The organism is Enterococcus sp. DIV1421a (genome assembly GCF_051711025.1).
Lineage (GTDB): Bacteria > Bacillota > Bacilli > Lactobacillales > Enterococcaceae > Enterococcus_B > Enterococcus_B hirae.
This window is the reverse complement of record NZ_JBIOLU010000001.1, coordinates 2,123,570-2,135,916: the sequence shown is the minus strand read 5'-3', so window position 1 is coordinate 2,135,916 and position 12,347 is coordinate 2,123,570. Positions and strand designations below refer to the sequence as shown.

The 12,347-nt window shown below is 37.1% G+C and carries 9 protein-coding genes; 8 read left to right on the top strand and 1 reads right to left on the bottom strand.

The window, feature by feature from the left end; all coding sequences use genetic code 11:
• The first annotated feature begins 168 nt into the window (after window positions 1-168).
• On the top strand, window positions 169-2,481 hold the full coding sequence (locus IGK21_RS09675) for a glycosyl hydrolase family 18 protein (protein ID WP_181915084.1): 2,313 nt from the start codon (window positions 169-171) through the stop codon (window positions 2,479-2,481).
• Window positions 2,482-2,747: 266 nt separating this feature from the next.
• On the opposite strand, the gene rnhC is transcribed toward IGK21_RS09675, so the two are convergent.
• Window positions 2,748-3,662: a ribonuclease HIII gene (rnhC, locus tag IGK21_RS09670; RefSeq protein ID WP_126343426.1), complete on the bottom strand. Its 915-nt coding sequence runs from the start codon at window positions 3,660-3,662 to the stop codon at window positions 2,748-2,750.
• A gap of 221 nt (window positions 3,663-3,883) precedes the next feature.
• On the opposite strand from rnhC, the gene zapA reads away from it, so the two are divergent.
• The 7 genes from zapA (at window position 3,884) to IGK21_RS09635 (ending at window position 12,246) form a co-directional block, all read left to right on the top strand.
• A complete protein-coding gene (gene zapA / locus IGK21_RS09665) occupies window positions 3,884-4,321 on the top strand; it encodes a cell division protein ZapA (RefSeq protein WP_010718651.1) in 438 nt (145 codons plus the stop codon).
• A 21-nt stretch (window positions 4,322-4,342) separates the two neighbouring features.
• A complete protein-coding gene (locus IGK21_RS09660; protein WP_010718650.1) occupies window positions 4,343-4,891 on the top strand; it encodes a CvpA family protein in 549 nt (182 codons plus the stop codon).
• 129 nt (window positions 4,892-5,020) lie between these two features.
• Window positions 5,021-7,381 (top strand): endonuclease MutS2, encoded by a 2,361-nt coding sequence (locus tag IGK21_RS09655; RefSeq protein WP_010718649.1) that lies wholly within the window; start codon window positions 5,021-5,023, stop codon window positions 7,379-7,381.
• Between the two features lie 85 nt (window positions 7,382-7,466).
• Window positions 7,467-7,781, top strand: a complete 315-nt coding sequence (gene trxA, locus IGK21_RS09650) for a thioredoxin (protein ID WP_010718648.1) — start codon at window positions 7,467-7,469, stop codon at window positions 7,779-7,781.
• 195 nt (window positions 7,782-7,976) lie between these two features.
• Window positions 7,977-9,755 (top strand): excinuclease ABC subunit UvrC, encoded by a 1,779-nt coding sequence (uvrC, locus tag IGK21_RS09645; protein ID WP_010738020.1) that lies wholly within the window; start codon window positions 7,977-7,979, stop codon window positions 9,753-9,755.
• A gap of 336 nt (window positions 9,756-10,091) precedes the next feature.
• The gene (locus IGK21_RS09640) at window positions 10,092-10,991 is read left to right on the top strand and encodes an ABC transporter ATP-binding protein (protein WP_010718646.1); all 900 of its coding nucleotides are present in this window, start codon (window positions 10,092-10,094) and stop codon (window positions 10,989-10,991) included.
• Window positions 10,984-12,246 carry an ABC transporter permease gene (locus IGK21_RS09635; RefSeq protein ID WP_181915083.1) on the top strand — a complete coding sequence of 421 codons (1,263 nt, stop codon included), beginning with the start codon at window positions 10,984-10,986 and terminating at the stop codon, window positions 12,244-12,246. The genes IGK21_RS09640 and IGK21_RS09635 overlap by 8 nt, the downstream gene beginning before the upstream one ends.
• Window positions 12,247-12,347 lie beyond the last annotated feature (101 nt).

Sequence of the window (12,347 nt, the reverse complement as noted above, 5' to 3'; positions counted from 1 at the left end):
AAATATCAAATCATTTGATGCTTTGATAAGATAATGTTAACCTTGTTTTGTAAGGGTTATCATTTTTTGTTTTTTAGGAGGTTGGTTTATTAAAAATAACTGATTTATTTTATGGGTAATAAGTTTCATTAGGGGAGTTCGTATAGAAAAAGAGGGGAAGGGTTAAAAATGAAAAAGTTGAAAAAAATTAGTTTGGCAGCGATGTTATTTTCTTCTGTTATTTCTCTGACAACGCCATTATTCAGCCACAAAGAACATGTGCATGCAGAAGAAGCTCAGGAAATTACAAAAAAAGCGTCTTATCGTAATGTGATGTATTATGGTGATTGGTCGATTTGGGGAGGAGAACAAGAATTTTATCCTAAAGATATTGCCGCAGACCAATTGACGCATTTAAATTATGCCTTTTTAGATTTTGATAGTAATGGTGAGTTGAAATTTACAGATAAAGAAGCCGCTGTAGGCGTGCCAGCAGGTGAAGCAGAAGTCGGATGGGGAAATGCTGCTTCTGGGTTGTTGAATGCGCTTCAAAATTTGCGTGGACAAAATAAAAACTTAAAAATTGGCGTGTCATTAGGTGGTTGGTCAAAATCGGGTGATTTTTCTGAAGTTGCAGCTAGTCCTGCGAAACGAAAAAAATTAGTGGAAAACATTACTAAATTCTTAAAATATACCAACATGGATTTCGTTGATATTGATTGGGAATATCCAGCAGATGTTCGTGAGCCTGATCGTGTCGACAACAAAAATGATGAAGGAACACCTAACGCAAAACCAGAGGATAAAGAAAATTATATTTTACTATTAAAAGATATTCGAGCGGCGATCGATAAACAAGGAGTGGAATTAGGTAAGACTTATGAACTTTCTGTAGCATTACCTGCGTCCCAAGGAATGTTGGACAAGGGAATTGACATCAAACAACTATTTGAAGTAGTTGACTTTGCGAATATGATGACTTATGACATGAATGGTGCTTGGAGTGCAACAAGTGGTCATCATACTGCGCTTTATGGTAATCCTAACGACCCGAACTATGCAAATGGATTATCCGTTGATCAGACCGTTCGCTTTTTGAAAGAACATGGGGCTCCTTCAGAAAAAATCGTTATTGGTGCAGCTTTCTATACTCGTGGGTGGAATGAAGTAGCTAAAGGGACAGACCCAAATACTCCTGGATTATTCCAACCTGCTGAAAAAAGCAATAAAGATGCAGACCAAACGCCGACATATGGTGCGGACAATGAACATTCTCTGGCACTTGGGGATGGTGGCCGAGCAGGTGGAGTTTGGTCCTACCGAAACATTGATGAATTAAAAACTAAAATCCCGACTCTAAAAGAATATTGGGATGATACAGCCAAAGCACCATTTTTATACAGCGAAGTTTCAAAAGAGTTCTTTACCTATGACAATGTAAAATCAATTAATTACAAAACGCAATATGTGAAAGAGCATGAATTAGGTGGTGTAATCTCTTGGATGCAATCGCAAGATAAGCCAACAACGAGTACGAAAAGAGATGAACTGACCAAAGCAATCAAAAATGGGTTGTTTGGTACAGAAAAACTTCCAGAGCATAAAATTGTATCAAGTGATCTAAATGTCGAGGTAGGGATTTCTACTTATTCTGAAAACAGTTCAAAAGGGTATGAATTAGTCATCAAAAATAAAGAAACACTAAATGAAAATTCGGACGTTTTATCAGCTATTGAATCTTCTCACAAGACAATTAAATTACCACGATACACTTTAGCGTTGAATTCAAATGAAATTCTTAGTAGTGGTGATTACAAAGCAGGCGAGGTTTCAACCTCAAATGGAACGGTGACGATCGATTTAAGTGGGGTTTATGAAGGAAGAGAGCTTAAACCAGGGGAGACATATGTGTTTAGATTAAAATCAAATGCAACTGATGTATCCGTTGATCATATTGCTTCTATAAATCTAGCACAAAGAATTACCAAAGCCGGTATAGATATCTCGCAACAAACGATTTATGGAGAGGATTCAACTAATCCAACACCAACGCCAACACCAGATCCAGAAGATAAAGAAGCACCATCTATTCCGACTGATCTGACAGCTTCAAATGTGACAGAGACAAGCGTGACGTTGAATTGGACCGCTTCGACGGATAATAAAGGAGTAGCAGGTTATTATGTTTATCGTGACGGACAACAAGTTGGTCAAACAGCTACTACCAATTATATTGACAAATATTTAATGGCTGGTTCAACGTACATTTATACTGTAAAAGCGTTTGATCATTCTGGTAATGTTTCAGAACACAGTCAACCTTTGAGTGTAACAACACTAGATAGCACATCTTCATCAAAATATGAAGCATGGAGTGCTACAAATATTTACAAAGCTGGCGATAAGGTGTCTCATAAAGGGCAAAACTATCAAGCGAAATGGTGGACAAGCGGGGAAGAACCAGGTACTGAACAATGGGGACCTTGGGAGTTGATTGATTAAATTGCTGGTTATTAATGGGTAAAACATACTAAGTTTTAACGTTTGGGACTAATTAATTGGCTCCCATCGCAGTGGAAAAAAGTTCTATTCTACTGTGATGGGAGTTTTTATGCTATCTAAGAGATCAGGCTATGCTCTTAAGGTCAAATGACCAATTGGATAGCCTATTTTAAGAGGTCTTATGACCGTTGCTTCAACGCTTCATTCCTATAGAATGATTTCTGAAACAACGTTTATTATTTTTAGAATAAAGCGTTAAAGGGATATCATAAACTCATTTTTTTTGCTTTTTCAGTATTCGCAAAATGTAATTTTGCATAATTTGCTAACAAATCAATGCCACCTTTTTCAATGATTTTTGCAGCTATTCGATCCGACTTTGTTCCAGCGCCAGAAGGTAACTCTAGACCGATCTCTGCTGATTCTTTAGCTAATTCTTCTAGAAAACTTGCTCGGCTGATGATCGATGCCGCAGCTACCGCTAAGTGGTATTGTTCTCCTTTAGTCACAAAATAGAGTTTTTCTTGCACTTGATTTTTTTCCAAACGGACATACTTTTTATAATTGCTTTCTGGTGTAAACTGATCGATCAAGATTGCCTCTGGTTTGACAGGAGCAATTTTTTTCAGCAGTAGATGGATCGCTTGATTATGCAAAGCAACTTTCATACGCACAGCATTGTATTTCGGTTGGATCTCGTTATATTTTTTAGGCTCGAGTACTAAAAGTTGATAAGGGATCGTCTTCTTCAAGATACTAGCCAATTGAATGATTTGAGGATCTTTTAATTCTTTTGAATCACGAACGCCTAGTTTTTTTAGTTGTGTTAGTTGCTCCTTGGCCACGTAAGCAGCACAAACTGTCAATGGACCGAAGTAACTCCCATTTCCCACTTCATCACTTCCTAATACAGATAAAGATTCGATGTTCTTAGGCAAAGATGCAGCTGTTTTTCCAGCTTTGGGTTTTGCTGAAGCAGCCTTTCCCCATTGACTTGCTTCTTTTTCGGCATTTGCACCTTGGAACATGACTTTTCCTGAGGTGTATGCAGTGATGGTCGTGCCATTTTTTTTAGCAGCAAATACGGTATAAGGAATTTTTTTAGGTAAAAGATAAGAAAGATAAGCTTGTTTCATTTTTTCCATTTGGGCAGTCGTTACTTTGATGATAATATTACTCATTATGTACCTCCAGTTTAGTTAAATTAATAAATTTAGATGCTTGTTAGATGAAAGATCCCTCAATAGTTCCTTGTCGTTCAGTTGGGGACGAGACATAGCATTTTTTCAAAGTTTATCATATAATGATAAGGTAAATATAAGAAAATTTGTGTACAACTGTTAAATCATTAATTTCATGGTACACTAGATAATAATTTTATCAATAGGGGGAAATGATTCGGATGGCGCACGAAAAAACACGCTATAAAGCAGTGATTGCCGACCAAACTTACACGATTATTGGACGTGAAACAAAGCACCATATGGATATCGTGACAAATTTGATCAATGAACAACTAAAAGAATTGAAGGATTTGTCTCCGCAAATCGATAATGAACAAGCAGCGATCTTAATGGCTGTCAATGCGCTCTCGGATCAATTGAAGAAGCAAGAAAGAAATCTCGAACTTGAAAAAGAAGTAGCAGATTTAAAGAAAAAAATGATCAAATTTGTGGAAATGGAAAATCGAATCAAAAGAATTGAAGCGATTGAAAACGAAGCACGAGAAGTGTTGAAAGAAAACGGACAGGCAGATCGAGAAATCAAGAATCATGTGGAAGCCCAACAAATTTTAAATGAAAAAAGAAAAGGTCAAATCAAACAAAAATCTTCAAATTGATGAAAGAGAAAGGAACAAGACATGTTAAGTCTTTTGATTTTATTTATCTTGCTGCTTGCATTTTTTTCAGGTGCGCGACGAGGATTTTCTATGCAGGTCGTTTATACGATCGGTTATATCTTGTCTTTTATGGCAGCACAGCACTTTTATAAGGATCTAGCAAGTCGTCTGGAATTATATATTCCTTATCCTGCGGTAACATCTAATTCCCAAATGGTCTTTTTTGATCAGACATTTTCTTTCAGATTAGATGAGGCTTTTTATGCAGGAGTCGCCTTTTTGCTGATTTTATTTATCGGAGGATTGCTTACTCGTTTTATCGGGATTTTTGTTCATAGCTTGACCTATATTCCGATCCTAAAACAAGTCGATTGGCTTGCGGGAGGCATCTTATCTTTAATCGTTGCCTATGTCACGATATTTTTGCTCTTGAGTCTATTGACTTTTGTGCCAGTAGATATCGTTCAAAAACAATTTAGTGGAAATAGTCTTGCCCGCTTTATCGTAGAGCAGACACCATTTCTAACCAATAAAATCCATGATTTATGGATAACGAATGTGATAAACTAATCAAAAATTTTTTGTAAAAGTGTAACAGTAAGTAGTGAAAGAAAAAAACGAAGTTGTGACAGGACAGCAAAGACCAATGAGTCAATGCGAAATGTGACAACTTCTTTTAGTGAAAGTTAGGGTGATAACGTGAATAATCGAATCCTAGAAACATTAGAATTTGAAAAAGTGAAACAGCTTGTTCGTCAGTTTGTGGTAACCGCGCAAGGAACAGAAGAACTCGCAAAGTTAGTGCCGATCAACCAACAAGAGAAATTAACAGATTGGTTAGCAGAAACAGAAGATGGCTTAAAAGTTCAAAGGTTACGTGGGGGAATCCCTATTCCTAAGTTAGAGAACATCCGACCTCATATGAAACGAATTGAGATCGGTGCTGATTTAAATGGACTCGAATTAGCGCAAGTTGCACGTGTTTTATCGACTACAAGTGAATTAAAACGATTCTTTGCTGATTTAGCAGATAGCGAAATTGAATTTTTACGTCTTTATTTCTGGGCAGAACAATTGGTGACGATCCCCGAATTGAATCGACGTTTAAAAGAGTCGATCGATGAAGATGGGCGAGTAACAGATGATGCTTCCCCTGAATTAAAAATCATTCGTCAAAATATTCGTCGAAGTGAACAAACGGTGAGAGAACAACTAGATGGCATTGTTCGGGGGAAAAACGCCAAATACTTAAGTGATACGATCATTACCATGCGAAATGATCGCTATGTGATTCCTGTCAAGCAAGAATACCGGGGTGTCTTTGGTGGGGTAGTCCATGATCAAAGTGCTTCTGGTCAAACATTATTCGTTGAACCAAAGCAAATCGTTGAATTAAATAATCGCTTGAGACAGTATCAAATTGCAGAGCGTAATGAGATCCAACGTATTTTAAGTGAACTTTCTGCTGAACTGGTTCCTCATCGACATGAAATCATTCATAACGCATATGTGATCGGTAAACTAGATTTGATGAACGCCAAAGCACGTTTTGGGAAAGAACTGAAAGCCATCGTTCCTGCAATCAGTGTAGAAAATCATGTCATTTTAAAACAAGCAAGACATCCGTTGATTGATCAAGAAAAAGTGGTGGCTAATGATATCAGTATTGGGAAAGAGTACCAAGCGATTGTGATTACTGGTCCAAATACTGGAGGAAAGACGATCACTTTAAAAACTTTAGGATTGTTACAATTGATGGGGCAATCGGGTTTACCGATCCCTGTAGATGAAGAAAGTCAAATCGGTATTTTTGAGGAAGTATTTGCTGACATTGGTGATGAACAATCCATCGAGCAGAGTCTCTCAACATTTTCTTCCCATATGACAAACACCGTTGATATCTTGGCACATGTGAATGAAAAAAGTTTAGTCTTGTTTGATGAATTAGGCGCAGGAACAGATCCCCAAGAAGGGGCAGCTTTAGCGATTGCTATTTTAGACGATCTTGGAAAAAAATCGGCTTATGTGATGGCTACGACACACTATCCAGAACTAAAAGTTTATGGATACAATCGGGCGAATACAATCAATGCAAGTATGGAATTTGACGTTGATACACTTAGTCCAACGTATCGTCTGTTGATTGGTGTACCAGGGCGAAGTAACGCATTTGAAATCTCTAGCCGCTTAGGATTAGATCAATCAGTCATCAATGAAGCTAAACAATTAATGAATGACGAAAGCCAAGATTTAAATGAAATGATCGCTGATTTAGAAAATCGACGAAAAATGGCTGAAACGGAGTATTTAGAAATGCGCCACTACGTTGATGAAGCACAAGAGTTATATGAAAACTTAAAAGAGGCGTATCGCTATTTCTTTGAAGAACGAGAAAAAGAAATCGAAAAAGCCAAGAAAAAAGCCAATGAATTAGTTTCTGAAGCACAAGAAAATGCGGAAAAAATCATTGCAGATATTCGTAAAATGCAACAACAAGTAGGACAAGGAAATGTAAAAGAGCACCAATTGATTGATGCGAAAACCAAATTGGCAAACTTACATCAAGAAGAACAACTGAAAAAAAATAAAGTGTTGAAAAAAGCCAAAGAACAAAAAACATTGAAACCAGGCGACGAAGTTTTAGTGACAACTTATGGTCAAAGAGGAACCTTGTTACGTAAAAACGGGGAGCAATGGCAAGTGGAAATCGGGATTTTAAAAATGAATGTTTCTGAAAGTGAATTAACGCCCGTTGCTCCACAAAAGGAACCAAAACAGCGGGTCATTCATGCTGTACGTTCTGAATCAGCTAGTCACGTGTCGAACCAACTAGATCTTCGTGGCAAACGCTATGAAGAAGCATTGAGTGAGGTTGACCAATACCTTGATTCAGCGATCCTTGCTGGCTATCCTCAAGTAACGATCGTACATGGAAAAGGGACCGGAGCTTTGCGTCAAGGAATCACTGACTACCTGAAAAATCATCGAAGTGTCAAAAGTTTTGAATTTGCTCCTGCTAACCAAGGCGGTAATGGGGCGACGATCGTTAAATTTAAATAAAACTTACTAAATGTAAGCAGAAGGCTCGTCTCGAATCAAGAAAGGTGCTATAATGACTCTAGACTAAAAAATGGAGGTCTTTGATATGTCACAAGTAGTTACAGATACGACATTTAACGAAGAAACAGATAAAGGCTTAGTATTAATCGACTTTTGGGCAACTTGGTGTGGACCTTGTCGCATGCAAGCACCAATTTTAGATCAGCTGTCAGAAGAATACGATGAAGATGAATTCCGAATCGTAAAAATGGATGTAGATGAAAACCCACAAACACCTCAACAATTTGGGATAATGAGTATTCCAACATTATTGTTGAAAAAAGATGGGCAAGTCGTTGAAAAAGCGGTTGGTGTACACTCGAAAGAGCAATTACGTCAAATGATCGATCAATATTTATAAACATCTGGAATGTTACTGAGATATCAATCAATGGATTGATATCTCGGTTTTTTTGTCCTTAGCACAAATTTCAGTAAAACCTTTCTCTAGTTTATCTAAACCCTCAAACAAGTCTAGGAAACAAATGAGCCGATCACGATTCTTTTTGACAGACATGTTATAATTAATTCAATGAAATTTGAAAGGAAGTATTTCATGAACGAACGTATCAAAAATAAATTAGCCTTACTTCCTGATCAACCTGGCTGCTACTTGATGAAAGATAAAAATGGCACCATCATCTATGTTGGGAAAGCAAAGATTCTCAAAAATAGAGTCCGTTCCTACTTTACAGGTAGTCATAATACCAAAACCGAACGATTAGTTAGTGAGATCGAAGACTTTGAATATATCGTTACAGAATCCAATATCGAAGCTTTACTTTTAGAAATCAATTTGATCAAGAAAAATGATCCTAAATATAATATCATGTTGAAAGATGATAAAACGTATCCTTTTTTGAAAATCACAAACGAAAAGTACCCACGCTTAGTCATTACACGTAAAGTGTTAAAAGACAAAGCAGTTTATTTTGGACCATATCCAGATGTTGGCGCAGCCAACGAGACCAAAAAAATCCTTGATCGGTTGTTTCCGTTACGCAAGTGTAAACCTAGCCAAACGAAAGAACCGTGTTTGTATTATCACTTAGGACAATGCCTTTGTCCTTATTATTTTGATGTTGATCCACAAGTTTACACGAAAATCGTTGATGAAGTTAAAAGCTTTTTAAATGGTGGCTATGAAAAAGTTGAATCAGAAATCCACCAAAAAATGGTCCAAGCTGCTGAAAAGATGGAATTTGAAAAAGCGGCAGAATACCGCGATCAGATACGAGCCATTGAAACGATTATGACTCGTCAAAAAATGACCAATACAGATCTGGTGGATCGAGATGTTTTTGGTTATGCCATTGACAAAGGCTGGATGTGTGTCCAAGTATTCTTTGTCAGACAGGGGAAATTGATTGAACGGGATGTGTCGATGTTTCCTTTTTATAATGAAGCAGAAGAGGATTTTCTGACTTATATCGGGCAGTTTTATCAAGAAAATGAACATTTTATTCCTAAAGAAGTCTTGATTCCTGACACGATCGATCAACCGAGTGTGGAGGCATTGTTGTCCACAAAAGTTTTACAACCTAAACGTGGTGAAAAGAAAAAATTAGTAGAACTTGCGAATAAAAATGCTACGGTTGCATTGAATGAACGATTTGATTTGATTGCTAGAAAGCAAGAACGAACGATTGGGGCAGTGGAACGTTTAGGGAATGCCATGAATATTCCTACACCTGTTCGGATTGAATCCTTCGATAATTCGAATATCATGGGAACCAATCCAGTAGCGGCAATGGTGGTATTCATCGATGGAAAGCCAGCAAAAAAAGAATACCGCAAATATAAAATCAAAACGGTCACAGGACCAGATGATTATGCTTCGATGCGAGAAGTGATCTATCGAAGATATTCTCGTGTCATTCGAGAAGGGCTTCCTTTACCTGATTTGATTTTGATCGATGGTGGGAAAGGGCAAGTGGATGTCGCCAAAGATGTTTTAGAAAATCAACTTGGGATCGACATACCAGTGGCTGGTATGGCTAAAAATGATAAGCATAAAACGAATGAACTCCTTTTTGGAAATGAACTTTCGGTGGTTCCATTGGAAAGAAATTCGCCCGAGTTCTTTTTACTTCAACGGGTCCAAGATGAGGTCCATCGGTTTGCGATCACATTCCATAGACAACTACGAAGTAAAAATAGTTTTGCTTCTAAGCTGGATGAAATTGAAGGATTAGGACCGAAAAGAAAAAAATTACTTCTAAAAGAATTTAAATCGTTGAAAAATGTTACGGCAGCGACGATGGAAGAACTCCAACAAATTGGGCTACCAAAAAATGTTGCTCAAAATGTTTTTGATAAATTGCATGAGAACTAGCATAGGACACTTTACAAACTACGTAAAGTGTCCTATGATTTTTTGTATAACAAATGATGTAGAATTCGTTTTAGTTCGACGAGGCGGGAAGCGCTATGATGACTATTGGAAATGATTATAGCCAACCTAGACTGAATAAATGTCAAAATGGTCGTTGTTTCAATGAAAAAGTGGGAAAGAATGGTTTTCTTTTTAAACTATACATTTTTCAATAAACTTTGAACCTTTAATTGATAAAGAATCTCTGGACTATTTCATTTTTTGCATTTGTATGCGATTTAAGTTGTCTGAACTATCTGAATATGGTAGAAGAAATGGAGACGAAGGAGTGAGACGATGTTAGAAGTGAAAGATTTGGTTAAGACGTTTGGAGACTATACCGCTGTTGATCATGTGTCTTTTCAAATACCTGATGGAAAGATTATGGGGCTGATCGGACAAAACGGGGCAGGAAAAACCACAACTTTTCGATTGATCTTAGATTTTTTGACACAGGATCAAGGGGAAGTTTTATGGAATGGACAACCTTTGGGAGAAAAAGACTATGACATTATTGGCTATCTTCCTGAAGAACGTGGGTTGTATCCGAAAGTAACGATTCAAGAGCAATTGTTGTATTTTGCTGAATTGAGAGGCAAAAAAAGAAAAGAGATCGAACCAAAAATCGATTTTTGGATGGAAAAGTTCCAAGTAAAAGGAAAGAAAACCGATAAAGTAAAATCATTGTCTAAAGGAAATCAACAAAAAGTTCAATTGATTGCTACGTTGATCCATGAACCTAAATTGATCATATTGGATGAGCCGTTTAGTGGTCTTGACCCAGTCAATGCAGAATTGCTGAAAGATGGGATCATTGAGTTAAAAGAACATGGCTCATGTGTTATTTTCTCCAGTCACAATATGGATAATGTTGAAAAAATCTGTGATCATTTAATTATGTTGCGTAATGGAAAAATGGTGTTAAGCGGGAAAGTCCATGAAATCAGAAATTCTTTTGGACGTACAAAGTTATTCTTAGAATCTGGCTTGTCCCAACAGGAAGTTGCAATGATCGAAGGAGTCGAAAAAGTCGTCACTCATGAAGATCAAACGCTTGAAATCACTTTAAACGATCCTGATGTAGGAAAAGAAATCTTTACCCGAGCAACACAATTTGGCTATATTCCAATGTTCAATCAACAACCGCCTACCTTAGAAGAGATATTCAAAATGAAAGCAGGTGAGATTGATGCGTAAATTTTGGATCATTACAAAAGATGTCTATTTAAAAAATGTCAAATCCATCTCTTTCTTGATTATGATCTTAGTGCCATTCATTATGATAGGGATCGTTTATTTAGCAGGCAATTTTGCTCAGCAAAACAGTGAGATCAATAAAATTGGTGTATTGTCCGAAAATCAACAAGTAACGCAACAGCTTGAACAAGTAAAAACCGATGAGTTCAGCTTTCAAGCGGTTGATTCGCAAACACAAGCTCAAAAAGAATTAGCCGATGAAAAAATTGATGCCTATTTAGTCGTCACGGTCGAAAACGATCAGCTAAAAGGTCAACTTTACAGTGAAAATTCGTTAGGACAAAGTACACAATTGTTGATCCAACAGCAATTAACTGGGTTGCAATCACTATTGCGAGCTAGCCAACTGGGACTTTCGCCTGAAGAAGTAGCTAGTCTTAGTCAACCTGCAAGTTTGACTAGACAAAAAGTAAGTTTTGATAGTAATAACAAAATGAAAGTTGGAGAAGATAATTCTGGCGTACAATATGCGATTAGTTATGCAGCAACCATTATCTTATTTATCATTATCCTGACTTATTCACAAATCATCGCGCAAGAAATTGCTTCTGAAAAGGGAACTCGAATCATGGAAGTCATTTTATCAAGTACGACAGCTCAAAAACATTTTTATGGTAAATTGTCTGGTGTCTTGTTAGTTGCTTTAACGCAGATGGCTCTATACGGTGTGATTTTGACTGTGGGATTCCAACAATTTAAACATATGGATTTTGTAAAAAGTATCATAGAGAATATTTCACTAGATAAGATCATCGGTCCATTTTTATGGTACGCATTGTTGTTTATGTTCTTTGGTATCTTGATCTTCTCCGTTTTAGCGGCATTATGTGGATCATTAGTCAACAAAGCAGAAGATACAGCAAAAGCGATTTTACCAGTTACTTATCTTTCTTTAGGTGGCTATATGCTTGGGTTGATCTTAGGCGCATCTGATCCCAACAATATCGTGATTCGGATCACGTCCTATATTCCGTTCCTTTCTTCTTATATTATGCCGATTCGATTGGCGAATGAGACAGTGGGAATGACTAGTGTATTGATTTCACTTGTAGTGTTAATCATTGTCACATTCCTGCTAATGTTCTTCTCGGCGAATATGTATAAATCAAATGTTCTTGTTTATAGTGAAGGTGGCTTATGGAGTTCGTTGAAACAGTCACTTTCAATTATGAGAAATGAACGTAAAAAATCCTAACCGACTGACTATTAAAAGCAGTATCGGCACAAGAAAACGGTAAATGAAAAACTAAATGCTGGCGTTATTTCGGTTGATCTACGAAGTAACGCCAGCATTTT

Coding starts and splice junctions, on each gene's coding strand:
- IGK21_RS09675 (WP_181915084.1), top strand. CDS start 169: ATGAAAAAGTTGAAAAAAATTAGTTTGGCAGCGATGTTATTTTCTTCT.
- rnhC (WP_126343426.1), bottom strand. CDS start 3,662: ATGAGTAATATTATCATCAAAGTAACGACTGCCCAAATGGAAAAAATG.
- zapA (WP_010718651.1), top strand. CDS start 3,884: ATGGCGCACGAAAAAACACGCTATAAAGCAGTGATTGCCGACCAAACT.
- IGK21_RS09660 (WP_010718650.1), top strand. CDS start 4,343: ATGTTAAGTCTTTTGATTTTATTTATCTTGCTGCTTGCATTTTTTTCA.
- trxA (WP_010718648.1), top strand. CDS start 7,467: ATGTCACAAGTAGTTACAGATACGACATTTAACGAAGAAACAGATAAA.
- uvrC (WP_010738020.1), top strand. CDS start 7,977: ATGAACGAACGTATCAAAAATAAATTAGCCTTACTTCCTGATCAACCT.
- IGK21_RS09640 (WP_010718646.1), top strand. CDS start 10,092: ATGTTAGAAGTGAAAGATTTGGTTAAGACGTTTGGAGACTATACCGCT.
- IGK21_RS09635 (WP_181915083.1), top strand. CDS start 10,984: ATGCGTAAATTTTGGATCATTACAAAAGATGTCTATTTAAAAAATGTC.